32 protein-coding genes are annotated in these 26188 nt (G+C 63.3%); 18 read left to right on the top strand and 14 right to left on the bottom strand.

Annotated features, from left to right (window positions below; translation table 11 throughout):
• The first annotated feature begins 1 nt into the window (after position 1).
• The 3 genes from LB554_RS03830 (at position 2) to LB554_RS03820 (ending at position 2770) form a co-directional block, all read left to right on the top strand.
• On the top strand, positions 2–1159 hold the full coding sequence (locus LB554_RS03830; RefSeq protein ID WP_140790534.1) for an amino acid ABC transporter permease: 1158 nt from the start codon (positions 2–4) through the stop codon (positions 1157–1159).
• Between the two features lie 78 nt (positions 1160–1237).
• Positions 1238–1987: an amino acid ABC transporter ATP-binding protein gene (locus tag LB554_RS03825; RefSeq protein ID WP_031240865.1), complete on the top strand. Its 750-nt coding sequence runs from the start codon at positions 1238–1240 to the stop codon at positions 1985–1987.
• A gap of 117 nt (positions 1988–2104) precedes the next feature.
• Positions 2105–2770, top strand: a complete 666-nt coding sequence (locus LB554_RS03820; protein ID WP_224583178.1) for a TIGR02117 family protein — start codon at positions 2105–2107, stop codon at positions 2768–2770.
• Between the two features lie 18 nt (positions 2771–2788).
• Here LB554_RS03820 and LB554_RS03815 read toward each other — a convergent pair whose 3' ends face one another.
• Both LB554_RS03815 and LB554_RS03810 read right to left on the bottom strand, forming a co-directional pair.
• The gene (locus tag LB554_RS03815; protein ID WP_140790530.1) at positions 2789–4027 is read right to left on the bottom strand and encodes an FAD-dependent monooxygenase; all 1239 of its coding nucleotides are present in this window, start codon (positions 4025–4027) and stop codon (positions 2789–2791) included.
• 10 nt (positions 4028–4037) lie between these two features.
• Positions 4038–4283, bottom strand: coding sequence for a zinc-finger domain-containing protein (locus LB554_RS03810; protein ID WP_015318409.1), 246 nt, complete (start codon positions 4281–4283; stop codon positions 4038–4040).
• Between the two features lie 167 nt (positions 4284–4450).
• On the opposite strand from LB554_RS03810, the gene LB554_RS03805 reads away from it, so the two are divergent.
• Complete coding sequence (locus LB554_RS03805; protein ID WP_140726247.1) at positions 4451–6643, top strand: RNA degradosome polyphosphate kinase; 2193 nt, start codon at positions 4451–4453, stop codon at positions 6641–6643.
• On the top strand, positions 6643–8178 hold the full coding sequence (ppx, locus tag LB554_RS03800) for an exopolyphosphatase (RefSeq protein ID WP_224583176.1): 1536 nt from the start codon (positions 6643–6645) through the stop codon (positions 8176–8178). The genes LB554_RS03805 and ppx overlap by 1 nt, the downstream gene beginning before the upstream one ends.
• On the opposite strand, the gene LB554_RS03795 is transcribed toward ppx, so the two are convergent.
• The 4 genes from LB554_RS03795 to LB554_RS03780 form a co-directional block, all read right to left on the bottom strand.
• Positions 8179–8601, bottom strand: a complete 423-nt coding sequence (locus LB554_RS03795) for a DoxX family protein (protein ID WP_141907138.1) — start codon at positions 8599–8601, stop codon at positions 8179–8181.
• A gap of 226 nt (positions 8602–8827) precedes the next feature.
• Positions 8828–9250, bottom strand: coding sequence for a DoxX family protein (locus tag LB554_RS03790; protein WP_140790525.1), 423 nt, complete (start codon positions 9248–9250; stop codon positions 8828–8830).
• Positions 9251–9427: 177 nt separating this feature from the next.
• Positions 9428–10825 carry a class II fumarate hydratase gene (gene fumC / locus LB554_RS03785; protein WP_140617163.1) on the bottom strand — a complete coding sequence of 466 codons (1398 nt, stop codon included), beginning with the start codon at positions 10823–10825 and terminating at the stop codon, positions 9428–9430.
• 155 nt (positions 10826–10980) lie between these two features.
• Positions 10981–11460 (bottom strand): cupin domain-containing protein, encoded by a 480-nt coding sequence (locus tag LB554_RS03780; protein WP_140617162.1) that lies wholly within the window; start codon positions 11458–11460, stop codon positions 10981–10983.
• Between the two features lie 105 nt (positions 11461–11565).
• Here LB554_RS03780 and LB554_RS03775 point away from each other — a divergent pair, with 105 nt between their 5' ends.
• Positions 11566–12531 carry a LysR family transcriptional regulator gene (locus LB554_RS03775; RefSeq protein ID WP_140717593.1) on the top strand — a complete coding sequence of 322 codons (966 nt, stop codon included), beginning with the start codon at positions 11566–11568 and terminating at the stop codon, positions 12529–12531.
• A gap of 12 nt (positions 12532–12543) precedes the next feature.
• On the opposite strand, the gene LB554_RS03770 is transcribed toward LB554_RS03775, so the two are convergent.
• The gene (locus LB554_RS03770; RefSeq protein ID WP_224583202.1) at positions 12544–13317 is read right to left on the bottom strand and encodes an SDR family NAD(P)-dependent oxidoreductase; all 774 of its coding nucleotides are present in this window, start codon (positions 13315–13317) and stop codon (positions 12544–12546) included.
• Positions 13318–13497: 180 nt separating this feature from the next.
• A complete protein-coding gene (betI, locus tag LB554_RS03765; protein WP_224583173.1) occupies positions 13498–14136 on the bottom strand; it encodes a choline-responsive transcriptional repressor BetI in 639 nt (212 codons plus the stop codon).
• 77 nt (positions 14137–14213) lie between these two features.
• Between betI and choX the strand changes: the two genes are divergently transcribed.
• Together choX and LB554_RS03755 are read left to right on the top strand one after the other, a co-directional pair.
• A complete protein-coding gene (gene choX / locus LB554_RS03760) occupies positions 14214–15146 on the top strand; it encodes a choline ABC transporter substrate-binding protein (RefSeq protein WP_140878679.1) in 933 nt (310 codons plus the stop codon).
• Entirely contained in the window at positions 15143–15976 is an 834-nt protein-coding gene (locus LB554_RS03755) for an alpha/beta fold hydrolase (protein ID WP_224583171.1), read from the top strand. The genes choX and LB554_RS03755 overlap by 4 nt, the downstream gene beginning before the upstream one ends.
• On the opposite strand, the gene LB554_RS03750 is transcribed toward LB554_RS03755, so the two are convergent.
• Positions 15977–16816, bottom strand: a complete 840-nt coding sequence (locus tag LB554_RS03750) for an NIPSNAP family protein (RefSeq protein ID WP_318011559.1) — start codon at positions 16814–16816, stop codon at positions 15977–15979. It lies immediately after the preceding gene.
• Between the two features lie 83 nt (positions 16817–16899).
• Between LB554_RS03750 and LB554_RS03745 the strand changes: the two genes are divergently transcribed.
• Positions 16900–17532, top strand: coding sequence for a TetR/AcrR family transcriptional regulator (locus LB554_RS03745; RefSeq protein ID WP_224583169.1), 633 nt, complete (start codon positions 16900–16902; stop codon positions 17530–17532).
• A 66-nt stretch (positions 17533–17598) separates the two neighbouring features.
• Here the strand turns inward: LB554_RS03745 and LB554_RS03740 are convergent, their stop codons facing one another.
• On the bottom strand, positions 17599–17784 hold the full coding sequence (locus LB554_RS03740; RefSeq protein ID WP_015318399.1) for a CsbD family protein: 186 nt from the start codon (positions 17782–17784) through the stop codon (positions 17599–17601).
• Positions 17785–17950: 166 nt separating this feature from the next.
• Here LB554_RS03740 and LB554_RS03735 point away from each other — a divergent pair, with 166 nt between their 5' ends.
• The 8 genes from LB554_RS03735 (at position 17951) to LB554_RS03700 (ending at position 22280) form a co-directional block, all read left to right on the top strand.
• On the top strand, positions 17951–18619 hold the full coding sequence (locus LB554_RS03735; protein ID WP_224583167.1) for a glutathione S-transferase family protein: 669 nt from the start codon (positions 17951–17953) through the stop codon (positions 18617–18619).
• Positions 18620–18702: 83 nt separating this feature from the next.
• Positions 18703–19455: an SDR family NAD(P)-dependent oxidoreductase gene (locus tag LB554_RS03730; RefSeq protein ID WP_224583165.1), complete on the top strand. Its 753-nt coding sequence runs from the start codon at positions 18703–18705 to the stop codon at positions 19453–19455.
• A 276-nt stretch (positions 19456–19731) separates the two neighbouring features.
• Positions 19732–19941, top strand: coding sequence for a cold-shock protein (locus LB554_RS03725; protein WP_010915421.1), 210 nt, complete (start codon positions 19732–19734; stop codon positions 19939–19941).
• Between the two features lie 343 nt (positions 19942–20284).
• Positions 20285–20512: a hypothetical protein gene (locus LB554_RS03720; RefSeq protein ID WP_015318396.1), complete on the top strand. Its 228-nt coding sequence runs from the start codon at positions 20285–20287 to the stop codon at positions 20510–20512.
• Entirely contained in the window at positions 20512–20919 is a 408-nt protein-coding gene (locus LB554_RS03715; protein WP_140617157.1) for a hypothetical protein, read from the top strand. The genes LB554_RS03720 and LB554_RS03715 overlap by 1 nt, the downstream gene beginning before the upstream one ends.
• 1 nt (position 20920) lies before the next feature.
• A complete protein-coding gene (locus LB554_RS03710; protein ID WP_015318394.1) occupies positions 20921–21088 on the top strand; it encodes a hypothetical protein in 168 nt (55 codons plus the stop codon).
• Between the two features lie 100 nt (positions 21089–21188).
• Positions 21189–21476: a YkgJ family cysteine cluster protein gene (locus LB554_RS03705; RefSeq protein WP_015318393.1), complete on the top strand. Its 288-nt coding sequence runs from the start codon at positions 21189–21191 to the stop codon at positions 21474–21476.
• A 192-nt stretch (positions 21477–21668) separates the two neighbouring features.
• Positions 21669–22280, top strand: a complete 612-nt coding sequence (locus LB554_RS03700; protein ID WP_140717603.1) for a LysE family translocator — start codon at positions 21669–21671, stop codon at positions 22278–22280.
• Between the two features lie 12 nt (positions 22281–22292).
• Here LB554_RS03700 and LB554_RS03695 read toward each other — a convergent pair whose 3' ends face one another.
• On the bottom strand, positions 22293–22679 hold the full coding sequence (locus LB554_RS03695) for a nuclear transport factor 2 family protein (RefSeq protein ID WP_224583162.1): 387 nt from the start codon (positions 22677–22679) through the stop codon (positions 22293–22295).
• Positions 22680–22696: 17 nt separating this feature from the next.
• The gene (locus tag LB554_RS03690) at positions 22697–23131 is read right to left on the bottom strand and encodes an OsmC family protein (protein WP_015318390.1); all 435 of its coding nucleotides are present in this window, start codon (positions 23129–23131) and stop codon (positions 22697–22699) included.
• Positions 23132–23330: 199 nt separating this feature from the next.
• Between LB554_RS03690 and LB554_RS03685 the strand changes: the two genes are divergently transcribed.
• Positions 23331–23942 (top strand): TetR/AcrR family transcriptional regulator, encoded by a 612-nt coding sequence (locus LB554_RS03685; RefSeq protein WP_224583159.1) that lies wholly within the window; start codon positions 23331–23333, stop codon positions 23940–23942.
• Positions 23943–24124: 182 nt separating this feature from the next.
• On the opposite strand, the gene groL is transcribed toward LB554_RS03685, so the two are convergent.
• Positions 24125–25780 (bottom strand): chaperonin GroEL, encoded by a 1656-nt coding sequence (groL, locus tag LB554_RS03680; protein WP_224583157.1) that lies wholly within the window; start codon positions 25778–25780, stop codon positions 24125–24127.
• 65 nt (positions 25781–25845) lie between these two features.
• On the bottom strand, positions 25846–26142 hold the full coding sequence (gene groES, locus LB554_RS03675; RefSeq protein ID WP_006203049.1) for a co-chaperone GroES: 297 nt from the start codon (positions 26140–26142) through the stop codon (positions 25846–25848).
• Positions 26143–26188 lie beyond the last annotated feature (46 nt).

Here is a 26188-nt window from a genome sequence, read left to right as displayed (position 1 = left end):
CATGCAGGAACACGATTTGTCCTGGGTGCGCACCGAAATGGCGCTGGCGCAGCCCGCGCCAGCGAGCGTCAGCGGCCCCGTCGCCTGGGTGCGCAAGAACCTGATCGGCTCGGTCGGCGACACCATCCTCACCATCCTCGGCATCGTCATCGTCGCTTGGATTCTGCCGCAGGTCATCAACTGGGCGTTCATTAACGCACAGTGGACCGGACCGGACCGCACGGTCTGCGCGACCGTCGCGCAAGGCGGCATTCAGCCCGATGGCTGGAGCGGAGCCTGCTGGGCTTTCGTCAACGCCAAGTTCGGCCAGTTCATGTTCGGCACCTATCCGGTCGAGGAGCGCTGGCGGCCGATCCTGGTCGCCATCCTGTTCGTGGCGCTGCTGGTGCCGATGCTGATGCCGCGTGTGCCGCGCAAGGGGTTGAACGCGATCCTGCTTTTCCTGGTGCTGCCGATCGTTTCCTTCTTCCTGCTGGTCGGCGGCGTATTCGGTCTGCCGCATGTCGAAACCTCGCGCTGGGGCGGGCTGCTGATCACGCTGAGTCTGTCCTTCGTCGGCATCGCCGTATCGCTGCCGCTGGGCACCGTGCTGGCGCTCGGGCGGCGCTCGAAGATGCCGATCATCAAGATGCTGTGCATTATCTTCATCGAAGCCGTGCGCGGCATACCGCTGATCACCGTCCTGTTTTTCGTCAGCGTCATGCTGCCGCTGTTCCTGCCGGCCGGCGTCACTTTCGACAAGTATCTGAGGGCGCTGATCGGCGTGTCGCTGTTTGCGGCGGCCTATATGGCCGAAGTGGTGCGCGGCGGCCTGCAGGCGATCCCCAAGGGCCAGTATGAAGGCGCCGATTCGCTCGGCCTCGGCTACTGGCAGAAGATGAGCTTGATCGTGTTGCCGCAGGCGCTGAAGCTGGTCATACCCGGTATCGTCAACACCTTCATCGGCATGTTCAAGGACACCAGCCTGGTCCTCATCATCTCGATGTTCGACCTGCTCGGCATCGTCAAGCAGAACTTCTCCGACGCCAACTGGGCCACGGCGCAGACCGCGAAATCCGGTCTTGTGTTCGCCGCCTTCGTCTTCTGGCTGTTCTGCTTCGGCATGTCGCGCTATTCAATGTACACGGAACGCCGGCTCGACACCGGCTACAAACGCTAACAAAAGAACAAGGGGACCCCAGCCATGGCCACCGAAAATGCCGTCAGCGCGGAAGAGATCAAGGTCAACGCCGCCAAGATGCATATCTCGACCACCGATGTCGCCATCGACATCATCGCCATGCATAAATGGTACGGCGAGTTCCATGTGCTGAAGGACATCAATCTGAAGGTGATGCGCGGCGAGCGCATCGTCATTTGCGGACCGTCCGGGTCGGGCAAGTCGACCATGATCCGCTGCATCAACCGGCTGGAAGAGCACCAGAAGGGCAAGATCATCGTCGACGGCAAGGAACTCACCAACGATCTGAAAAAGATCGACGAGGTGCGCCGCGAGGTCGGCATGGTGTTCCAGCACTTCAACCTGTTCCCGCATCTGACCATCCTCGAGAATTGCACGCTGGCGCCGATCTGGGTGCGCAAGACGCCGAAGAAGCAGGCCGAGGAAATCGCCATGCATTTCCTCAAGCGCGTGAAGATCCCCGAGCAGGCCAACAAATATCCGGGCCAGCTTTCCGGCGGCCAGCAGCAGCGCGTGGCGATCGCCCGCTCGCTGTGCATGAACCCGCGCATCATGCTGTTCGACGAGCCGACCTCAGCGCTCGACCCGGAAATGATCAAGGAAGTGCTGGAAACCATGGTGGGGCTGGCCGAGGAAGGCATGACCATGCTGTGCGTCACCCACGAGATGGGCTTTGCACGGAAAGTCGCCAACCGGGTGATCTTCATGGATCAGGGCCAGATCGTCGAGCAGAACACGCCGGCCGAGTTCTTCGACCATCCCCGCCACGAACGCACGAAGCTGTTCTTGTCGCAGATCCTGCACTGAGCGGACTGACGCCAAGTCGAGAAAGCCCGGTCGCGCCACGGCCGGGCTTTTTAGTGTCTGGCCGATCGGATAATGATCTTCTTCATTGAGCCGCGACGGAATCGCGAAGCCGCACCGATGAGAAAACTCCTGCGTTTCCTGGCCATGCTGGTTGCAGCACTGGTGCTCGCCGTGTCGCTCGGCACGCTGGTGCCGCGGCCGCTCTGGCCGGCAGCCGCAGCGGGCGAGGGCATCCGGCACATATTGGTGCTGAAAAATCCGATCCACACCGACATCGCCATTCCCGTGGACGACGAGGTGCGCCGGCGCTTTCGTTTTCTTGCCGATGCCGGCCTGCCTTCGGACGCGCCCGAAGTGCGCTACCTCGTATTCGGCTGGGGTGGGCGCGCCTTCTATCTGGAAACGCCGACATGGTCGCAATTGAAGGCGCTGCCCGCAATCAAGGCTTTGACGCTCGATGCGTCCGTGATGCATGTCGACGTCGCCGGCAACATTCCCGAGCCGCACCCCGATGTCGCGGGCTTCGACGTGGGCGAAGACCGTTTTGCCGCATTGCTCGATTTCGTCGAAGCGAGCTTTCAGGAGGGGCCGAACGGTCCGATCGTCATCGATGATGCCGCCTACTCCAATTTCGATCGCTTTTATGAGGCCAATGGCCATTTCAATGCGCTGATCGGCTGCAATACCTGGACGGCGGCGGCACTGCGCACCGCCGGCCTGCGCACCGGTTGGTGGAACCCGCTGCCGGTTTCGCTTGGGCTGTCGATGCGGCTGTATAATTAGCTTTGCCGCTGGCTCCTTTCAGCGACGGGTGATCCGCTGCTGCTCCCACCCGTAAAGCCAGTCCAGATCGGCTGCGAGCTTCTCTCCCGGTCGTGCCGCCAGAAACAGATTGCGGGCCAACGCCACCGGGCCTCGGGCATGCCAGGCAAGCCGGTTGAGCGCGCCGCGACGGATGACCTTGGCGATGCGCGACCGCCGCAGGTTCTCCCAGATGACGAGGCTTTGCGTCAGGTCGCCAGGGAAGTCGGCGATCAAATCGGCAAGCGTAGCCGCGTCCTCGATCGCCATGGCAGCACCTTGCGCCGCGAACGGCGTCATGGCATGCGCGGCGTCGCCGATTAGCGCGATGCCTTCGGGCATGGTCCAGCGTCGCTGTTCGACCGTGTGGATAGGAAAGGCGGTCCACGGGCCAGCGAGTTCCACCAAACGCGCCAGCGCCGGCGCGGAGCGGCGCATGGCGCCTGAAAGGATGGCGGGATCGGCGTGGCGTGACCACCCGTCGGCGATGCGCTCGCCCCGGGTGAAGGCGGCAAGGTTGAAGGCGCTACCCCTGCTCACGGGGTAGGCGACCAAATGAAAGCCGGGATGCAGGAAGGTGGTGACGCAGTCAGGGGAGCCGATCGCGGTGAAGGCTCGCCCCGCCTCGTTGTCTGCGCTCACCGTCGCCCGCCAAGCCAGTTCGCCGGAGAAATGGCTGTTCGCCAAGCCGGCTCCGCTGCCTGGACTGGCAAACCTCCGCACCGCTGACCAGACGCCATCGGCGCCGACCAGCAGAGATCCTTGGGTATCGATGACCTTGCGGCCGACCCCGTCTGTCGTGGTGATAACGAATGAACCGGAGGCCACGCTGCTGATCTGCGCGCCGGTGGTGAGATGGATGTCGGGCAGTTGCGCAACGCGCGCCATCAGGGCGTCTTGCAGATCCGCCCGGTGCGCCACGAGATAGGGCGCCCCCCAGCGTTCCTCGCCGGCTCCGCCAAGCGGCACGCGTGCCAGTTGGCGCAGGCTCGCGGCGTCCTTCAGCACCACGGCTTCCGGCTGGACGGCATTGGCAAGAAGCGTGTCGAGCACGCCAAGCTGGCGAAGGATGCGGGTCGCGTTAGGAGAGAGCTGGATGCCGGCGCCCGCCGCTTCGAGACGCTGCGCCTGTTCGAACACCCTCACGGAATAGCCGCGTTCGGCAAAGGCAATCGCCGCTGTCAGCCCGGCGATGCCAGCCCCGGCGATCATGACCTGCCGGGACCGCGTCGAGCTCATGATCGGAAGGTCAGGCGGCCTGGTCGATGTAGAGGCAGCCCGCCGGCAGCGTTTCGGTCGCCTTCAGCTTCGGCGAATAGCGATAGAGGGTCGAGCAGTAGGGGCAGACTTTCTCATTGTCGTCGCCCATGTCGAGAAAAACATGCGGATGGTCGAAAGGCGGGTTGGCGCCCGTGCACATGAATTCCTTGACTCCGATGTCGATCGCCGGGTGGCCCGCATCGTTCTGGAAATGGGGAATGGAACCGCCTGCCATCGTCGTCTCCTTAACGCAGTCTCTCTGCATCTGGATCATATCAAGTCTGTTTGCAAGTTCGATGAAATCAAACTGTCGCAAAAGCCTGTCAGAGAACTGTCGCAAAAGCCTGCCACAGGATAAGTTAAGCCGGTTAACCGGCTGAGGCGCGCGGGAGAGCAGGAATCATGAACGAACTGAAGCCGGTACAGAGCGAATTCAACAATGTCGCGGCAGCGAGCCCGGAAGGCAATCCGGACCGCTTCGTCAACCGCGAATTCTCCTGGCTGCAGTTCAATCGCCGCGTTCTCGAGGAATCGCTGAACACCCATCACCCGCTGCTGGAGCGCGTCCGCTTCCTGTCGATCTCGGCCGCCAATCTCGACGAGTTCTTCATGGTGCGCGTCGCCGGTCTTGCCGGCCAGGTGCGCGAGGGGATCGTGCTGAAGAGCCCGGACGGACGCACTCCCGAACAGCAGCTCGAACAATTGCTGCGTGAGGTCGAGCGGCTGCAGGAGGACCAGCAGAAGAGCCTGTCGGCCCTCACGGTGCTGCTCAACAAGGAAGGCATCGAAACCATCACCCGCGACGCGCTGACCAAGGACGAGAAGGTCTGGCTGGAAGACCATTTCCAGGAGCAGGTGTTTCCCGTGCTGACCCCGCTGTCGATCGACCCGGCGCATCCGTTCCCGTTCATTCCCAATCTCGGCTTCTCGATGGCGCTGCAACTTCGCCATCGCAAGAATGGCGAGGAGATGAGCGCGCTCTTGCGCCTGCCGGTGGCGCTGAAGCGCTTCATCCGCCTGCCGGACCGCAAGCACCATGTCCGCTTCATTCCGCTGGAGGAGGCGGTCGGCCTCTACATCGGCAAGCTCTTCCCCGGCTACGAGGTCAAGGGCTCCGGCACGTTCCGCATCATTCGTGACAGCGACATCGAGGTCGAAGAGGAATCGGAAGATCTCGTGCGCCTGTTCGAAACGGCGCTGAAGCGCCGCCGCCGCGGCTCCGTCATCCGCATCGAATTCGACAAGCTGATGCCTGGGGAATTGCGCGATTTCGTCGCCGGCGAGCTTGGCGTCTCGTCGAGCCGCATCAGCGTGCTCACCGGGCCGCTGGCACTCAGCCAGATCTCCGAGATCGTCTCCGTTCCCCGCGACGACCTGAAATTCATCCCCTACAACCCACGCTTTCCCGAGCGCATCCGTGAGCATGGCGGCGACTGTTTCGCCGCCATTCGCGAGAAGGACATCGTCGTCCATCACCCCTATGAGTCGTTCGACGTGGTGGTGCAGTTCCTGCGCCAGGCGATGGCCGACCCCGAAGTGGTGGCGATCAAGCAGACGCTCTATCGCACCTCCAACGACAGCCCGATCGTGCGTGCTCTGGTCGACGCGGCCGAAGCCGGCAAGTCAGTAACGGCGCTGGTCGAGCTCAAGGCGCGTTTCGATGAGGAGGCCAACATTCGCTGGGCGCGCGATCTCGAACGCGCCGGCGTGCAGGTCGTGTTCGGGTTCCTGGAACTCAAGACCCACGCCAAGATGTCGCTGGTGGTGCGGCGCGAGGACGGCAAGCTGCGCAATTACGTCCATCTCGGCACCGGCAACTACCACCCGGTCACCGCGCGCATCTACACCGACCTGTCCTTCTTCACCACCGATCCGACGATCGCCCGCGACGTCGCCCAATTGTTCAATTTCATCACCGGCTATGCCGAGCCGACCGCGGAGATGCGGCTGGCGATCTCGCCGTTCACGCTGAGGAACCGCATCCTTCAGCACATTTCGGACGAGGTCACCCATGCGTTGGAGGGACGGCCGGCGCGTATCTGGATGAAGATGAACGCGCTCGTCGATCCCATCATCATCGACGCGCTCTACGATGCCAGCCGCGCCGGAGTGGAGATCGACCTCGTCGTGCGCGGCATATGCTGCCTGCGGCCGCAGGTGCCGGGCCTGTCGGAAAACATCAGGGTCAAGTCGATCGTCGGCCGGTTCCTGGAGCACAGCCGCATCTATTGCTTCGGCAACGGTCATGGCCTTCCTTCGGACGAGGCGATCGTCTACATCTCCTCGGCCGACCTCATGCCGCGCAATCTCGACCGCCGCGTCGAGACCATGGTGCCGATCACCAATCCAACTGTGCATGAACAGATTCTGGGCCAGATCATGCTGGGCAACATCATGGACAATCAGCAAAGTTTCGACGTATTGGCAGATGGAACCTCCCGGCGCGTGGTGCTGGAGGAGGGTGAGGAACCGTTCAACGCGCAGGAATATTTCATGACCAATCCGAGCCTGTCGGGACGGGGTGACGCGCTGAAATCGCATGCGCCCAAGCGAATCGCCCAGTTCAAGCGCCGCAAGAAGAACGCCGCCACCTGATGCTGTCCAATTCCCAGGGCCGGCTGCAGGACCGCCGACCGCTGTCCATCATCGACATCGGCTCCAATTCGATCCGTCTCGTCGTCTATGAGGGGCTGGCGCGCTCGCCGACCATGCTGTTCAACGAAAAGATGCTGGCCGGCCTCGGCCGCGGCATCGTGTCGACGGGGAAGCTGGACCCCGAGGGGGTGGCGCGCTCGATGGAGGAGTTTCGCCGTTTCCGCGCGCTCTCCGACCAGGCAGGCGCCGAACACATGTACGTGCTGGCAACCGCCGCCGCCCGCGAGGCGATCAACGGTCCCGATTTCATCCATCGTGCCGAGGATGTGCTCAAGACCGAAATCCGTGTGCTCTCCGGCCGCCAGGAAGCGCATTATTCCGCGCTCGGCGTCATCTCAGGCTTCCACCCGGCCAACGGCATTGCCGGCGACCTTGGCGGCGGCAGCCTGGAGCTTATAGACATTGATGGCGAGGCGATCGGCGACGGCATCACGCTGCCGCTCGGCGGCCTGCGCCTGCAGGACATGGCGAAGAACTCGCTCGTCCAGGCGCAGAAGATCGCGCGCCAGGAACTGGCCCGGGCCAAGCTTTTGAAGGGCGGACAAGGCAGCACTTTCTACGCTGTTGGCGGCACCTGGCGAAACCTCGCCAGGCTGCATATGGAGATGAACAACTACCCGCTCGGCGTCATGCATCACTACGAAATATCGGCCGAAAGCGCGCAGAACTTCCTCAAGCAGGTGGCCAGGGGCGAAGTCGAAAAGGTGAGGGGCATCGAGGGTGTCTCCAAGAACCGCCGCTCGCTGCTGCCCTATGGCGCTCTCGTGCTGCAGGAGATCATGACGGCGATGCAGCCGTCCAGAATCGTCGTTTCGGCGCAAGGCGTGCGTGAGGGTTTCCTCTATTCGCTGCTCGACGCGGCCGAGCAGAAGGCCGATCCGCTGATCTCGGCCGCCGAGGAGCTTGCGCTTCTGCGCTCGCGTTCGGTCCATCACGCGCATGACCTTGTCGAATGGACCGGCAAGGCCTTCAAGGCGTTCGGCATCGACGAGACGGAAGACGAAGCGCGCTATCGCCACGCCGCCTGCCTGCTCGCCGATATCGGCTGGCGCGCTCATCCGGAATATCGCGGCAAGCAGTCGCTCAACATCATTGCGCATGCCTCGTTCATCGGTGTCGATCATCCCGGCCGCGCCTACCTGGCGCTGACCAACGCCTACCGTCATGATGGCGTTTTCAATGAATTGGTGGCGCCCGAAATCAGGGCGCTGGCGCCGCCGCGCCTGCTGGAGCGCGCCCGCGTACTGGCAGCGATGATGCGCGTCGTCTATCTGCTGACGGCCGCGATGCCTGGCATCATGCCGAGACTGAAATGGGAAAGCCGCCCCAACGGCGCGCTGGCGCTGGTGCTGCCGGCCTCGCTCTCCGACCTATACGGCGAGCGCCCGGCCGGCCGGCTGGCGCAACTGGCGCGCATCACCAACCGCCGCCTGGTGCTGGCGGTCGAGGGCGGGCAGAGCGTGTCGGCGAAGTAGTCAAGTCGCGTCGGCGCCTATGCCGAAGCCGCGCCCATCGGCCGACCATGCGCCGGCGCCGGCCATGGCAAGCGCCAGGAAACCGCCCGATATCGCGATGTCCTTCATCAGCATCTGCTGGTGCAAGAAGGCGAGCGTCGCGTCACCGGCGCCTTGGCCATAATGGCCGATATAGCCGGCCGCGATGCAGAAGCCGGCCAGCAGCAGTGCGACGATCCGCGTCTGCAAACCAACGAGGATCAGCAGTCCCGCGATCAGCTCGAAAAGGCCGGTGCCCCAGGCGGCGAGCGCCGGCAGCGGCAGGCCGAGGCCGGCGAAATAGCTGGTGGTGCCGGCGATGTTGGCGAGCGCCTGGAAGCCGGACGGCACGAACAGCACGGCAAACAGCAGCCGCGAAACCAGAAGCAATGCACTGCGACCCATGGCTCCCTCCCTTGCCGGCACGGTCGCCGGCGACCATTGCAGTCTAATGCATGTCGCCCGGGAGTGTCCTTGGTTCCGGGACAACGACATGCATAAAACCAGAAGCTTACAGCAGCTCGGACGAATCTATTTGCCGCGACGTGCTGTACCCCTGTGATCACATAACGAAAAAAGCGGCGCGGAAAATTCCGCGCCGCTCGTTTCAGGTCCTTGGGAGGAAAAAACCTCAGCCGCGCTTGGCGTCGATCGAATACGCGCCGGGACCCGAGGAGGCCAGCAGCAGGAAACCGCCGGTGATGGCGACGTTCTTGAGGAACTGGATCATCTGCATCTGGTCGGCCCAGCCGGTGTGGGCGACCAGCCCGGTCGCGATCGTAAAGATCGCGAGCACCCAGGCGGCGATCCTGGTCTGGAAACCGACGAGGACGGCAAGGCCGCCAAGCAGCTCGATCAGTCCGACGATGACGGCCGTCGCCGTCGGCGCCGGCAGGCCGAGGCCGCCGAAATAGGCGGCGGTGCCGGAAATGGCTGTGAGCTTGCCGAATCCAGAAAGCAGGAAAATGACCGCGAGCAGGATGCGGCCGATGAGGATGGTGACAGAGCTGTTGGACGCGGTGCCGCTGCCGGCGAAGGAAGTGTTTGTGGACATGGTGGCTCTCCGAATGGGGTTAATGCCCCGTCAGATAGAGCATGCCAACTGTTCACCAAAGCCGCCTATCCGGCGACACATTGTTCACAGGAATACGTTTCTGTGAACCGGTGAAAAGCGGAAATTCATGTCGGTCGACGCGCTGGCGTGAGGATATTCTCCCGCCGAAAAATGCCTTCACCCCGGATGTGTCATGTCCTGCGGCCGCACCAGGCGGTCATAGTCGGCCTCGCTGACCAGTCCGGTTGCCAACGCTTCCTCGCGCAACGTCGTGCCTTTTTTGTGCGCGGTCTTGGCGATCTTGGCGGCGTTGTCGTAGCCAATGGTTGGCGCAAGTGCTGTCACCAGCATCAGCGAACGGTCGAGTGCCGCCTTGATGTTGTCCTCTCGCGCCTCGATGCCGACGACGCAATTGTCGGTGAAGGAGACCGAAGCGTCGGCGAGCAACTGCACCGACTGCAGGAAATTGTACGCCATCAGCGGATTGTAGACGTTGAGCTCGAAATGGCCCTGGCTGCCGGCGAAGGTCAGCGCCGCATTGTTGCCGAACACCTGCACGCAGACCTGCGTCATCGCCTCGCACTGGGTAGGGTTGACCTTGCCTGGCATGATCGAGGAGCCGGGTTCGTTTTCCGGCAGCGACAATTCGCCGAGGCCCGAGCGCGGGCCGGAGCCAAGGAAACGGATGTCGTTGGCGATCTTGAACAGTGCCGCGGCCGCGGCATTGATGGCACCGTGCGAGAACACCATGGAATCATGTGCGGCGAGCGCCTCGAACTTGTTCGGCGCGGTGACGAAAGCGATGCCGGTAATGGCGGCGATGCGATCGGCCACCCGCTCGGCGAAACCGACCGGCGCATTGAGGCCGGTGCCGACGGCGGTGCCGCCCTGCGCCAGTTCCTGCAGGCCGGGCAGCGTCTGCTCGATGCGCTTGATCGAGGAGGCGACCTGCGCGGCATAGCCGGAGAATTCCTGGCCCAGCGTCAGCGGCGTGGCGTCCTGCGTGTGGGTGCGGCCGATCTTGATGATGTGGTTGAAGTCCCGGCTCTTGGCGGCGAGCGCCTTGTGCAGGTGGTGCAGCGCGGGGATCAGGTCATGCTCGATCCGCTCGGCGCAGGCGATGTGCATGGCCGTCGGATAGGTGTCGTTCGAGGACTGGCTCATATTGACGTGGTCGTTGGGGTGCACCGGCTTCTTCGAGCCCATGACGCCGCCCAGCATCTCGATCGCGCGGTTCGAGATCACCTCGTTGGCGTTCATGTTGGACTGCGTGCCCGAGCCGGTCTGCCAGACCACCAGCGGAAAGTGGTCGTTGAGCTTGCCGTCGATGACCTCTTGCGAGGCCTCGATGATCGCCTTGCCGATGGCCGGATCGAGCCGCTTGAGCTCCATGTTGGCTTCCGCCGCCGCCCGCTTGACGATGCCCAGCGCGCGCACGATCGAAGCCGGCTGCTTCTCCCAACCGATCTTGAAATTGCCGAGGGAACGCTGCGCCTGGGCGCCCCAATAACGGTCGGCGGCGACCTCGATGGGGCCGAACGTGTCGGTTTCGGTTCTCGTCTTTGGCGTGCTCACGGCAAGGCTCCGGTCTGTCGATTTGGGCAACGGCGTATCGCGTTGCACAAATGGCTTCAAGCGGAGAATAACGCGGCTGCGGATGCAAATCGGTTGAAGATGCTTCCGATCTCCCCACTGGAACCCTTGGAGCAGAGATCGGCGGCTTCGCGTTCTCAACTCAAGGGCGAACCGACAATATCGATGCCATTTTCCGCGCAGATCCGCACCAGAGCCTCGATCATCTCGGGCGTCGGCTCGGACAGCGGCGGCAATTCCGGCTGTCCGGCGGGGCGGCTCGCCTGACGCAGCATCGTCTCGAACCCGCGGCCGCGCGTGACGGTCAGAGCGCGCGCACCTTCTGGAGATTCGACCCTGTATGTGTGCGGCAGGCCTTTCGGCGCAATGAGGGTCTCGCCGGTACCAGCGACCCGCTCCTGTCCGTCGATCCGAACGCGCAGCTGCCCTTCTAGGATATGAAACACCTCGTCTTCGTGCCGATGCACATGCAGCGGCGGAGAATCGCCATGGGGCATGCGGTGCTCGACGACACAGATGCCGTCCTCGCCCTCCGCCGACGATATCCGAATTGCAACCAGTGTGTTGTTGAACCAGAAGAGTTCCTTGCCTGTAATGGTCCCGACGGTCATTGTCATGGTTCTTCCTCCTTTGTTGCCCTCTGACGGGTCGCGGTCGGAAGGATCTGATCAGGTGCATGCCGCCGATGGAAATCCAATGATCATATGGGGCGGATTGATACCATGAATTTAAATGCGCTCGACCTCAATCTGGTCAGGGTGCTCGATGCGCTTTTGCGCGAACGAAGCGTGACGCGCGCCGGCGAGCAGATCGGGCTGAGCCAGCCCGCCGTGAGCGCCGCGCTCAATCGCCTGCGTCATGTCCTCAACGACCAGTTGTTCGTGCGGCGCGGCAACGACATGGTGCCGACCCCGCGCGCCGAAAGCCTGACGGAGCCGGTGCGCGCCGCACTGCGCGAGATCGAACGCGCCTTTCATTCGGCGCATTCGTTCAATCCGGCGGAACTTGAGCGAACCTTCACGCTCATGGGGGCGGACTTCTTTTCCATGCTACTGATGCCGACACTGGCGGTGCGCGTCGCGGCTATCGCGCCGCATGCGTCGTTACGGTTTCTCGATAGCGCGCGAGGCGATGTTTCGCGTCTGCTCCAGGACGATGAAATCGATGTGGCTCTCGAACGTCCGCTGGAGGTCTTGGACTGGGTCTCCAGCGTACCGCTGTTCCATTCGCCATTCGCAATCATTGCGGCGCAAAACAATGCTGCGATCAGACTGGCGGGGATCGCAGGGGGCGAGCCTATTCCGCTTGAGCTTTTTTGCGAACTGCCGCACGTTCTTCGCTCTATCGACGGCTCGATGTCGGGCTCCACCGACGAGGCGCTCCGCAAAATCGGGCGAAGCCGCCGTGTAAGCCTGGCACTGCCTCACTTTCAGGCTGTCGCGTTGGCCGTCGCAAACGGAAACTACCTTTCCGCGGTTCCCAGGCAGTTCGCGGTTTGGGCAGCCAAGACCCTGCCTCTCGCCATCTTCGAGCCGCCACTTCCCATTGCCGTTCCTGAAATCAGGATGTACTGGCACGCACGCCGAGACGACGAGCCCCCTCATCGCTGGATTCGCCTTCAGATCCTGGACGTTGTGGGCGCTCTTGGATTTGTGGAAAGCGCCGTTGGTGAAGTTGCCGCGCCATAGCGGCCAGGCAGTTCACCCCGCCGTGTAGCCGCCGTCGACGGCAAAGATGCCGCCACTGGTCCAGCCAGCCTCGTCGCTGGCGAGATAGATCGCCATGCCGGCGATGTCTGCGGGTCGACCGATGCGGCCCAATGGGTAGCTGCGTTCGACATAGGCTGTCAGTTCCGCCTGTGCCTCGACAGGCAGGTTGTCCACGGTCTTGCGCCGCATGGCGGTGTCGACCGTGCCGGGTGCGATTGCGTTGACGCGGATGCCGCGCGGACCGAGTTCGAAGGCCAGCGATTTGGTCAGCGAGTTCAACGCGCCTTTGGACAGGGAGTAGAGGCTTGATGGCCGCTTCGGGATCATCTTGTTGGCGAAATAGGAGGAGATGTTGATGACGGATGCACCTGCACCGAGATGCGGCAGCAGCCCCTGGGTGAGGAAGAACGCCGCCGTCACATTGAGCGCGAAAGAGTGCTGGAACTGTGCCTCGCTGACACTCTCGAACGGCACGAGATAGGCGACACCGGCATTGTTGACGAGAACGTCGAGTGGCCGGCCGGATTCTTTCGCCTGCTCGACGACCGCTGCGAGGCCGGGGCTGGTGGCGAGGTCGGCCGACAATGTCGCCACCATGCCTGTCGAGCCTAGGGCCGTCAGCTTCTGGCGAGCGGTGTCGAGTTTGCCCGCGTCGCGGCCCACGATCAGGACATCGGCACCCTCGTGCAGGAATGCCTCGGCGATCGCCAGGCCGATGCCATCCGATCCGCCGGTGATCAACGTCCGCTTGCCGTGAAGCCTCATCACGCACCTCACCATGCGTTTGCCATCAAACAGAGGGATCGCACCGCATGTCCGTGACGGGGTCAAGTCATCAGGCTATCCCAGGGTATGAACTTCGGCCGGCGTCCGGCGCAAGCGCCCGACGGCCGGCTGGCCTGAGACCCGTCGCAGCGCGAAAACCGGACGACGTGCGGGTCGGTTTCACGCGCTGGCGGTGGAGCGCTCCTGAGTAGCCAGCCGCGCGGCGACATAGCCCTTGACCTGCCGGATCGCCTGTTCGCGCGAGACGCTGTCCGGCTGCAGGCCGAGCCGAAGCCAGAGTCCGTCTATCAAGGCCGTGACGCCAAGCGCGATGTCGTCGGCCTCGTTGGGTGAGGCGAGGCCGCGCAGGCCGGACAACAGGTTCGAGCGCATGCGCCCATGGATCACCTTCTGGATGCGCGCCAGCTTTTCATCGCGCGGCACCTCGGCGCAGAGCGAAAGCCAGGCATGGCATAGAGGCGGCAGGAAGAGATGCTCCTCGAAATTGCCCTCGATCACCGCGTCCAGGCGTTCCATCGAAGTCCGCGCCCGGCGAAGCCTTGCGACCACCGCGTTGCATAGGACTGCGTTGGCCTCGCGCATGGCGTGCTCGAACAATTCCTGCTTGTTGCGGAAATAGTGCAGCACGATGCCTTTGGAGGCGCCTGCATGGGCGGCGACTTTTTCCAGCGTCGCCCCCGCAATGCCTTCGCGCTCCAGAACCGCGAAGGCCGCCTGGCGCAATTCCTTTCGGCGTATGTCGCCAAGGCGTCTCAGTTTCACGAGATTGTTCCATGCCTCACGAATCCATGTTGACATTTTCGCCCCGCGAGATCAATCATTGACCCATGGGACAATAAAAAGACCGATGGGCCAACACAATAAGGAGAACGGAAATGGTGCGTATCCTTGCAAGCTGTCTGGCCGCGCTGGCGTTGGCCTCGCAGGCTGCCCAGGCGGCCGACGCCGAGCAATGCCGTGTGGTCCGCATGGCCGAGCCCGGCTGGAACGATCTCGCTTTCACCACGGGTGTGGGCAATGTGCTCCTGCAAGCGCTCGGCTATCAGCCACAGAGCGAGGTGCTGGGCATCAACGTCATCTACGAAGGCATGAAGAACCGGGATCTCGACCTGTTCCTGGGCTACTGGGACCCGGCGATGGTCACCTATTACGAACCCTACAAGAAGGACGGCTCGATCGAGAATGTGCGTGTCAATCTCGTCGGCGCCAAATACACGTTCGCCGTACCGACCTATGTCTGGGAGGCAGGGGTCAAGGACGTCTCCGACCTGCACAAGTTCGCCGACAAGTTCGGCAAGAAGATGTATGGCATCGAGCCCGGCTCCAACCAGCTGATGATGGACGCCATCGCCGATCCGGCCTTCGGCCTCGATGGCTGGCACGTGGTCGAGTCCAGCGAAGCCGGCATGCTGTCGGAGGTCGGTTACGAGATCAAGGAGAAGCAGTTCATCGTCTTCCAGGGCTGGGCGCCGCATCCGATGAACACCATGTACGACTTCAAGTATCTGACAGGCGGCGACAAGTTCTTTGGCCCGAATTTCGGCGCCGCGACGGTGACGACGCAGGTCCGCAAGGGCTACCTGCAGGAATGTCCTAACGTGGCGCAGTTCCTCAGGAACCTGGTCTTCGACATCGACTTCGAGAATGTCGGCATGGGCTACCTCATCAATGACGGCATGAAGCCAGAGGACGGGGCGCTGAAGGCGATCACGCTGAACAAGAGCCGTCTCGATGCCTGGCTCGCCGGTGTCACGACTTTCGATGGCAAGCCTGGTCTTGCCGCCGTCAAGGAGAAGCTCGGCCTGTGAGACCGCCGGACGCTTTGTCCATCACCTGTGTGGAACAGAACGCCTGGGCTGGTCGCAAGCAATGGGTCAATATCGGCGATCTCGACATCGCCTATGTCGAGATCGCCGGTGCCGGGCCGCCGCTGTTGCTGATCCATGGTTTCACCGACACCAGCCGCAGCTTTTCGCTGCTGGCGCCGCATCTGGCTGGCCGCCGGCTGATCATGCCCGATCTGCGCGGCCATGGTGCCTCGCAGGCGGGCGGCGGCTACCGCGTCGCTGATTTCGCCGAGGATATTGCCGGGTTGATCCGGCATCTGCGGCTGGACCGGCCTATCGTCGTCGGTCATTCGCTGGGCGGCATGGTGGCAATTGCATTGGCCGCCCGGCAGCCGGACTTGATCGGAGGCCTGGTCGTGCTGGCCAGCACGCTGAAGCCCGGCTTCACGCCGGACCATGCGTTGCCGGTCGGCATCCTGGCCTTGCACGATCCGATATCGCCGGCCGACCCGTTCTTTGCCTGGTGGCATGCGTGCCAAACCTCGGTGCCGCGGACGTTCCTCGCGGGCCTGGCGACGGAAGCTTCCGCCATGCCTGCGGCCCGCTGGCGTGCCATTCTGGAGGAAGTCCGCATCACCGACCTGACCGCCGAGGCACGGGCCGTGCGGGCCAAGGCACTGATCATCGCCGGCGCCTGCGATCCGCTATTCGACGAGCCGCACCAGCAGGCCTTGGCCGACGCGCTGACCGGATCCCGTCTCGTCTGGGCGCAGAACTGCGGTCACAATCCCCATTGGGAGGACCCGGCCTTTGTCGCCTCGGCGATGGCGGGACTGCTGTCCGGCCGCTGATCACCGCAACAGCGATCGGGCCGTGGGCACCAGCCGCAACGTTTCGGCCGGCTTAGTGCTAATGCCCTGCATGTTCTGGCCAAGTGCCTGCCACGCCGGCGAAGTGGCGAGGCGATGGCTGGCGTGGGCATCGCCGTCGGGGAAGCCGGCAACGGTGATAAAGACGTTTTCGCCGGCGCGCACGGGTAGCCGCGGGAAGGTGTTTGCGGCCGGCTCCGTCAGGAAGGCGCCAAGCAGACGCGCGCCGGTCTGGGCAAGCCGCGCAACCATCTCCGCACGGAAGCGCCCGGCGAAGTCGGCGCCGATGCCCGGCCGTAAATGATGAATCGAAATCTCAACCAGGCCGGGCAACCCGCTCCGTTCGCTTGTGCTTTTGACCATGTCGGCCATTGGCCGGCGCAATCCCGACAGATCGAAGCCGGCATCCGGCCACGCCGGCCGCAGCAGCAGCACGTCGTCGGAATCGATCATCGTCGCGTTGGCCGCGTCGCGGTGCGCCGCCCATACGGGGCCGTCATAAAACGCGCTCAGAGCATGCTTGCGCGCATCCATGCTTTCGAAACCGCGCATCCAGACGAACATATCGGGGCGGTCCAGGTCGCGGAACTGGCCGATGATCGTCATCCCCGCGTCTTCCTGGCTTTCGATGAACTGCGTGTCGAAGATATCGATCAACGTTTCGCGCCGGCCAGGCTTCAACGTGTACTGCCGCAATTCCACGATCGGCGAGGCGAGTACCGCCGGCTTAGGCGTGGCATTCGGGATCGGGCTCATCCGCGGCTTCTCCAAAACAGGTTGATCGTCCTGTTTATAAACAGACCGGTTGCCCTGTTTTGTCAATATGCTATCCTTTTACAATGTCAGCAGAGCTCAACACCCGGCCAGGGCGAGTCCGAGGCAAACGCATCAACGACCCCGAAGGCATGCGCCGCAAAGTCCTCGATGTCGCCGAGGCAGCATTTCAGGCACGCGGCTACCATGCTTCCAGCCTCGGCGACCTGATGGCGGCGGCAGGCGTCAGCGGTGGCGCGTTGCATCATCATTTCCCGACCAAGAAGGCGCTGGCGCTGGCGGTCATCGACGAGCGCGTGGCAGCGGCGGTCGAGGAGACGTGGATCGCGCCGGTGCGGCAGGCGGCCTCGGCCCGCGAGGGCGTGCGTCAAGTGTTCGACGCCGTGGCGGCCGAACTGGAACGGCAAGGTTTCGTGCGCGGCTGCCCCCTCAACAATCTGGCCCATGAACTGTCGCTCGCCGATCCCGAATTTCGGAATGCCCTTGCCGGCGTCTTTTCGGCATGGCGCCAAGCGATCGCCGACAAGATCAGGGCCGACCAGCGGGAGGGCAGGGAGCAAGGCGCCGATCCCGAGCATTTTGCGGTGTTTGCGGTCGCCGCCTACTCCGGCGCCATGTCGATGGCCAAGACGGCGCAGGACGCCGGCCCGTTGCGCGATTGCCTAGCGGCGCTGGAGCGGAGCGCCTCGCAAGCGGCATCATCGCAGGGCGAGCCGGTAGCGCGGCGACGTCGCAGGGTGCTGCGCCGGCATGGCATCACTTGAGGCAGGTGGATCGCTGGGCCCACTTTGTGGCTGACGTGAAAAGGGCCGCTCGACGCGGCCCTTTCCTCAGCGGTCAAGCGATTTCTTGACCTTGTCCTTCGCGTCGCCATAGGCCTTCTGCACCTTGCCGGTGGCCTTGTCGGCCATGCCTTCTGCCTGCGTCTGCCTATCGCCGGTTACTTTGCCGGCGGCTTGCTTGACCGAGCCTTTTACCTGCTTGGCCGCACCGGCCACCTGATCCTTGTTCACCATTTCGCATCTCCCGGGTTTGGTTGGCCTTGGCAAACGAGCCGGCACGGTTTCGGTTCCAACAGCCGCCGCTTATGTCGGCGAAACAGGGTGTCTTTCGGGCGCCGCGCCGGCAGGCTAGGGTGCCGGCCAGCGCACTCCGCAAGGAGCAAACCGCCAAGGGGGACAAATGTCGGAATTCACGCTCTATATCGGCAACAAGTGCTTCTCGTCCTGGTCGCTCAGGCCCTGGGTGGCGATGCGGCACCTGGAGATACCGTTCGAAGAGGTCTTGGTGCGGCTGCGCACCCCCGACACCGCCGCTAACCTGGCGAAAGTGTCGCCGACAGGTCAGGTGCCTGTCTTGGTTCACAAGCCCTTGAATCACACTGGCGGAATGGTCTGGGAAACCCTTGCCATCCTTGAATACCTCGCCGATCTCTTTCCGGAGAAAAAGCTCTGGCCGGCCGATATCGGCGCCCGGGCGCTGGCGCGTTCGGCGGCGACCGAGATGCATTCCGGCTTTCGCGAAGTCCGCTATGGCTGGCCGATGAATTTGCGGCGGCCAAAGGGCCACAAGCCACTCGACGCCGAGGGCGAGGCGCAACGCGCCCGCATCGAGGTGCTGTGGCGCGAGTGCCGCGAGAAACACGGCAAGGGCGGCCCGTTTCTGTTCGGCCATTTCACCGCGGCCGATGCCATGTATGCGCCTGTCGTCACCCGCTTCGACACCTATGGCGGGGATCTGGCGCCCGATACCAGGGCCTATGTCGACGCCATCCTCGCGCTGCCGGCGATGCGCCAATGGTATGCGGAAGCGGCGAAGGAGCCGTGGCCGGAGCCGGGGCCGGATGAATAGGACCTGTCTGCGAAGTGGCCTTCCCCATTTATCGGGACGGCCTATCTAGGAGCATTGGCGCGGCGCCCTTTGGAGATGTTGCAATGGCCGTTTCTTCTATGCTTGCTGGCAAGGTGGCTCTCGTCACCGGCGCCTCCTCGGGCATTGGCGAGGCGACGGCTGCGGCACTGGCTGCTGCCGGGGCAAGGGTCGCCGTCGCCGCCCGTCGGGTCGATAGGCTCGAAGCTCTGGCCGCCCGCATCGAAAAAATCGGCGGAACGGCTTTGCGCATCGAGGCCGACGTCACCAGCAATGACGATGTCGCGGCCATGGTCGGGAAGGTGGTGGCGGAATGGGGTCAGCTAGACATCCTCGTCAACAATGCCGGCGTGATGCTGCTCTCGCCGGCAGCGGAGGCAACGCTCGACGACTGGCGCCATATGGTGGAACTCAACCTGCTGGCGCTGATGGGCGTCACCAAGGCGGCGCTGCCGCATCTCAAGGTTGCCAAGGGCCATATCGTCAATGTCTCGTCGGTCGCCGGCCGCGTCGCCAATCCCGGTGCCAGCGGCTACGCGGCGACGAAATTTGGTGTCGTCGGTTTTTCGGAATCACTGCGGCGCGAAGTCTATGCGGACAAGGTTCGCGTCACCGTGATCGAGCCGGGCCTGGTGCGCACAGAGCTTGGCGACCATATCACCAACGCTGCCTCGAAGGCGGGGCTGGACCAGCGCCTCGCCACGATGGAAGCGCTGACCGCCGAGGATGTCGCCGCCGCCATCCTCTATGCCGTCGGTCAGCCGGCGCGCGTCAGCGTCAACGAGATCGTCATCAGACCGACCGACCAGGAACGCTGAGCGGCCGCCCGCAACGCTCAGGTGCGGGCGCTTGTTGACCATGGACGTTGGCCAGATGACCCACTTCCAGCCGTCGAATTCTCGGATCGATGGCGCAACATTTGACAGGGGTCTGAAACACGCGTAGAAGAAAGTCGTCGATATTTGTTTGACTGACTTTTGTTATCCGCGCTTCCGGGCGCGCCTTTGACGAACTTCCCACATCAAAAATCGAGACAAACGGCGTTGTGCATCCGCATGACGGCGAACGAATATTTGCCATGGAAAGGGTTCGTCATGAGCACCGGCACAGTCAAGTGGTTCAACGCCACCAAGGGTTTTGGTTTTATTCAGCCTGACGACGGCTCCGCCGACGTTTTTGTCCACATCTCGGCCGTGGAACGCGCCGGTATGCGCGACATCGTCGAGGGCCAGAAGCTCGGCTACGAGATGGTCCGCGACAACAAGTCGGGCAAGATGTCCGCCGACCAGTTGAAGGCGGCCTGAAGAAAGAATTCAGCCGCCCCGGTGACCACGGATGTACTGGCACTGGTGAACGGCGAATTGGGGCGCATGGCCACGGGAACCTGAGTTTCCACGGCCTGTGCTGCCCATCAGGAGCTAGCCTTGCGCATCCAGTTGGATGCGCGGCGCTCCCAGGGAAGGTCAGGCGGTGCCTGGCCTTTTTCATTTTACGCTTGTTGCCGCCGAAAATGCGCTGCGCATTGAGCTGAACGTGCTAAGGGACGCTCCAGCATCTTGTATCCGCTGCCGCATCGCTTTGTGCATGGTCCCGACCGAAGACCCGGTCTCGTCCTATCGGCACCAGGCTCCTGACAGGAGAAAGATTTTGACCGCCCATTCGAAGACAGCCGTCGATCCGGCCGTGTCGCTGTTCAGCAAGACGCAAACACAGTCGATGTCGCTTAACCGCATCATTTCCGAGCGCGATGCCGTCAGCGAAGCGCGGGAAGCCAAGACCGCGCGCCTGCGCGAGCTGCGGCTGGAGAAGGAGGCCGACGAGATGGCGGCAGCGGCGGCACTCGCGGCGCTGCCGAAACGAGCCGGAAAACGCTGATGGCCACCAAGCGCGTACCGCAAACGCCAATCGCGGCCGATGCGACCATTGCCGACATGGTCGAGACCCTGGACAAGCCGGTCGAATATGTCCGGCGCGTGCTGGAAAAGCTCGAACGCTGCAAGCGCGCCCATGGCGATGCCCAGGTGCGCGTCGGCGTGCGCGGCCGGGCCGAGTGCCCGAACTACCTCATCGAATATGTCCGCGAAGACGCCAAGACCCATGAGCGTGTCACCTATCAGGATGCCGCCTATAGCGGCAGCACGCATCGTGAGCTGGCCGCGCACCACATCGCGGAAGCCAGGAACTGGTCGCCCGAGGAAATGAACATCACGGCGGTTTCGGCGTTGATCGGCCGCTTGCGCAATCCGCGCGCACCATCATCGCGTTTCGCCGACGAGGATTGAAATGGCCATAAAATTCTCCGCCAAGGATCAGCCGGCAGCGCCGGCTCCCGCCGCAAAGCCGGCCAAGCCGGTTGCCGCGCCGAAGGCCGCCGCCGCCGACCAGGCAGCGACCGATCTGTTCAAGTCGCCAGCGGATGCACCGAAGGGCAAGACCGGCAAGAAGAAGTAGCGCCTTGCCGCGGGACGCCGATCGCAATCTCGCCGCGGCGGTGCCGTTTGCCCAGGCAGCCACGACCAGCCTGCCGTCGGCACAACCAGGCATCGCTCCTATGTTCGATTGCCAGAGCTGCGGCGCGTGCTGTTCCTATTCAGCCGAGTGGCCGCGCTTTTCGACAGAGGACGATGCGCAGCTCGACCGCATCCCGGAAAAATACGTGGCGGCCGACCTGTCGGGCATGCGCTGTGACGGCGTGCGCTGTTCGGCCCTGTCCGGCGAGGTCGGCAAGTCGACCGCCTGCACCATCTATGACCTGCGCCCGGATGTCTGCCGCGCCTGCATGCCTGGCGACGACGAGTGCCTGATGGCGCGCCGGGCGCTCGGATTTTCCACCTCTTAGCGGCCGCTTGCTAGCGGCGAATGCATGTCGCCCGGAAGTGTTCTCGGTTCCGGGACCACGACAAGCATAAGATCAGAAGCTTACAGCGGGTCGGCGAATTCTGTCGGCGCGACATGCTGTAATGGCTGTCGCTTGTGCGCACCCCGCTTGCTGGCTAGGCTGCGTCAGGGTAGGGCGCCGGAGGAAATCATCGTGAGCATCGAATTTCTGTTGACGTCGCTGATCGTCGTGGCTTCGCCGGGCACCGGCGTACTCTATACGCTGAGCGCCGGGCTTTCGCGTGGTGCGCGGGCCTCGATCATTGCCGCCTTCGGCTGCACGCTCGGCATCATCCCGCATATGGCGGCCGCCATCACCGGCCTGGCGGCGCTGCTGCACACCAGTGCTGTCGCTTTCGAGACGCTGAAATATCTGGGCGTCGCCTATCTGCTCTACATGGCCTGGAACACGCTGAAGGAAAAAGGCGGCCTGAGCGTCGACGACAATGTCGCGCCTCGCTCGGCCGGCAAGGTGATCGCCACCGGCATCCTCGTCAACGTGCTCAATCCGAAACTGTCGATCTTCTTCTTCGCCTTCCTGCCGCAATTCGTCAGCACCACGGAAACCAACGCACTGTCGAAGATGCTGGAGCTCAGCTCGGTCTTCATGCTTTTGACCTTCGTGGTTTTTGTCGGCTACGGCATCTTCGCGGCGTCGATCCGCAGCCATGTCGTGTCGCGGCCAATGGTGCTGACCTGGATGCGCCGGACTTTTGCCGGCGCCTTCGTCATGCTCGGCGCCAAGCTGGCGCTGGCGGATAGGTGATCGAGGCTTAGTCTAGCCCTTGACATAACCCATCGCCTCGACGATCCGCCCGTCCGCGACGCGCATCAGGTTGACGCCGCGCAGCGAATTGCCGTCGGCCATCCAGTAGCGCCAGCGGATCGTGGCGCGGTCGCCGGCCACGAAAGTCTCTTCGAGGTCGAAGCGCGTCCCGGGTGCGGTGGCGATCGCCGACCACAGCTCGACGCAGGCTGCCTTGCCGGCGCGGCGCGCGCCGTCCGGCGCCGGCGTGGTGTTCTCGATCACGCAGTGCTGCGCCACCAGATCGTCGAGAGCCGAGGGATCGTGACGCTGGAACACATCGTTGTAGCGCCGCATGATTTCAGCCGTTTCGCCGGAGCGGTTGGCCGTGTTGATGTCGATGATCAATTCCTGGGTCAAGCGATTTCTCCTTCCGTTCAGTGACCTATGAGGTTCGCTTTCAGCGTGATCATGGCGACGCCGGCCAGCGCCCGCGAGACGAGGCATCCCGCCTTGGCCGACTGCGCCAGCCGCTCGAAGTCGGCGGCGGGGAGCCTGGGGACGTTCGCCTCCGTCTCCAATTCAATGCGGGTAATCGTCGGCCCGGCCGCGGTGGCGCCCAGATGCACCTTGGCGGTCGTGTGGATGTCGCTTGCGACATGACCTTCACTGCCGAGGACGGCGGTGAGCGCCATCGAGAAGCAGCCGGCATGGGCGGCCGCGATCAGTTCCTCCGGATTGGTGCCGGGGCCGTTTTCGAAGCGGGACGGGAACGAGTAGGCGCCCTCGAACACGCCGCTGCCCAGCCTGAGCCGTCCGGAACCTTCCTTGAGCGGGCCGTGCCATTCGGCCGATGCTTCGCGAATTGTCATTGCTGTCTCTCCTCTGCTTGATGAAATGAAGGCTCACGCGCTCCGACGGCTTCCGCGCGCACCGGGCTCCGTCTCGCCCTTCCCGTGGATACTCAAACTATCCCCATCTCCAAAATATATAGACCGATCTACATATTATGTAGACCGATTGTCCTATTACAGGCAAGCCCTATAATGCGCGCTCCTGACAGGGGGTGACATGGCGACAGACACACGCACGCGGATGATCAAGGCGACGGCACTGCTATTGCGGCGGCGCGGCTATCACGGCACGTCGCTCAACGACATTCTGAGCGCCAGCGGCGCGCCGCGCGGCTCGCTCTATTTCCACTTCCCAGGTGGCAAGGATCAGCTGGTCGTCGAGGTGACTCGCGCCAGCGTCGCCGAGGTAAGCGAGCGGCTGGGTGAGGCTTTGGCCGCCGAACGCGACCCTGCGGTCGCCGTCCATCACATCTATCAGTCGGTAGGACGCATGCTGGAAGACAATGAGTTCTCACTCGGCTGCCCGGTCGCGCCGGTCGTGCTGGACTCGCCAGGCGACGTGCCCGACCTTGTCGAACTGTGCCGCTCTGCCTTCGAACAGTGGATCGGCTTGCTGCGTGAGGCTTTCGTCAGGGCAGGGGTGCCCGAGCGTCGCGCGCAGGCGCTGGCGCTGCTGGTCGAGTCTTCGCTGGAAGGCTTAATGGTGATTGCCCGCGCCACCCGGGACCGCTCATCGCTCAACGTAGTGGCCGATGAGGTGGCCATCCTTATCGAGCAGGCCGTGCTCGCCGGCAAGGTGGCACAGCGGGCGGAGATTACCGCTGTCTGACCGCTAGTCCCAACTGACTGCGGTGGAGCACCAGCCTCAAGACGAAAAGAAAAGGGCGACCTCGAGGGCCGCCCTTCGGTAGCTGAATGCAGATGGAAGCGTGGACTAGAAGTCCATGCCGCCGCTCAAGCCCGCTTGCGGGCTTGAGCAACTTGGATTCATGGGCGTGCTTTATGGACTTCTTAGAAGTCCATGCCGCCCATGCCGCCCATGCCGCCGCCGCCCATGCCGCCAGGCATGCCGCCGCCAGCCGAATCCTTCTTCGGAGCTTCGGCGATCATGGCTTCGGTGGTGACGAGCAGGCCGGCGACCGAGGCCGCGTCCTGGAGGGCCGTGCGCACGACCTTGACCGGATCGACGATACCCATGACGATCATGTCGCCATATTCGCCGGTCTGGGCGTTGTAGCCGAAGGTCGCGCCCTTGTTCTCAAGGATCTTGCCGGCAACGATCGAGGCTTCCGCACCAGCGTTGGCCGCGATCTGGCGGGCCGGAGCCTGCAGCGCACGACGAACGATGTTGATGCCGGCGGCCTGGTCGGCGTTGACGCCTGTCACCTTGATGTTGGCCGAAGCGCGCAGCAGGGCAACGCCACCGCCCGCAACGATGCCTTCTTCCACGGCCGCGCGGGTCGCGTTGAGGGCGTCATCGACGCGGTCCTTCTTTTCCTTGACTTCGACTTCCGTCGCACCGCCGACGCGGATCACCGCAACGCCGCCGGCGAGCTTCGCCAGACGTTCCTGCAGCTTCTCCTTGTCGTAGTCCGAGGTGGTCTCCTCGATCTGCTGCTTGATCTGGGCGACGCGGCCCTGGATCTCGGCTTTCTTGCCGGCGCCGTCGACGATGGTGGTGTTCTCCTTGGAGATCGACACCTTCTTGGCGCGGCCGAGCATGTTGAGGCCGACATTCTCGAGCTTGATGCCGAGGTCTTCCGAAATGACCTGGCCACCGGTCAGGATGGCGATGTCTTCCAGCATGGCCTTGCGGCGATCACCGAAGCCCGGCGCCTTGACGGCGGCGATCTTCAGGCCACCACGCAGCTTGTTGACGACCAGCGTGGCGAGCGCCTCGCCTTCGACGTCTTCCGAGATAATGAGCAGCGGCTTCGAGGTCTGCACGACGGCTTCGAGGACCGGCAGCATCGCCTGCAGGTTGGAGAGCTTCTTCTCGTGCAGGAGGATGTAGACGTCCTCCAGCTCGGCAACCATCTTGTCGGCGTTGGTCACGAAATAGGGCGAGAGATAGCCGCGGTCGAACTGCATGCCTTCGACGACTTCGAGTTCGGTCTCGGCGGTCTTGGCTTCCTCAACCGTGATGACGCCTTCGTTGCCAACCTTCTGCATCGCTTCCGCGATCATCTTGCCGACCGACTCGTCGCCATTGGCCGAGATCGTGCCGACCTGGGCAACTTCCTCGGAGGTCTTGATCTTCTTGGCGGCCTTGCCGAGAGCAGCGACCACTTCGGTGACGGCCAGATCGATGCCACGCTTCAGGTCCATCGGGTTCATGCCGGCCGCAACCGACTTGTGCCCTTCCTGGACGATCGACTGCGCCAAAACGGTCGCGGTCGTGGTGCCGTCGCCGGCGATGTCGTTGGTCTTCGAAGCAACTTCGCGGACCATCTGCGCGCCCATGTTCTCGAACTTATCTTCAAGCTCGATTTCCTTGGCGACGGTGACGCCGTCCTTGGTGATGCGCGGGGCGCCGAACGCCTTGTCGATGACGACGTTGCGGCCCTTGGGACCGAGCGTGACCTTCACCGCGTCGGCGAGGATGTTGACGCCGCGCAGCATGCGCTCACGGGCATCGCGAGAGAATTTTACGTCTTTGGCAGCCATGTTTTAGCTCCTGGCAGGGGCTCGGATAGAGCCCGAAAAATTCAAGTTGAGGGTGAGGCCGATAATCAGCCGATGATGCCCATGATGTCGGATTCCTTCATGATCAGAAGGTCTTCGCCATTGAGCTTGACTTCGGTGCCCGACCACTTGCCGAACAGGATGCGGTCGCCGGCCTTGACGTCCAGCGGGACCAGCTTGCCAGCTTCGTCACGAGCGCCGGAGCCGACGGCGATGATCTCGCCTTCCTGCGGCTTTTCCTTCGCCGTATCCGGGATGATGATCCCGCCGGCGGTCTTGGATTCGGATTCGACCCGGCGAACGACCACGCGGTCATGAAGCGGGCGGAACTTCGACTTTGCCATTTTTTCTTCCTCGATGAGAACGGTGAGAAACAGTTCCTCCGTCCGG

This window comes from Mesorhizobium sp. CO1-1-11 (assembly GCF_020164995.1).
GTDB classification, from domain to species: domain Bacteria; phylum Pseudomonadota; class Alphaproteobacteria; order Rhizobiales; family Rhizobiaceae; genus Mesorhizobium; species Mesorhizobium australicum.
Note: the sequence above shows the minus strand (reverse complement) of the source record. Positions and strands in the feature narration are given on the sequence as shown.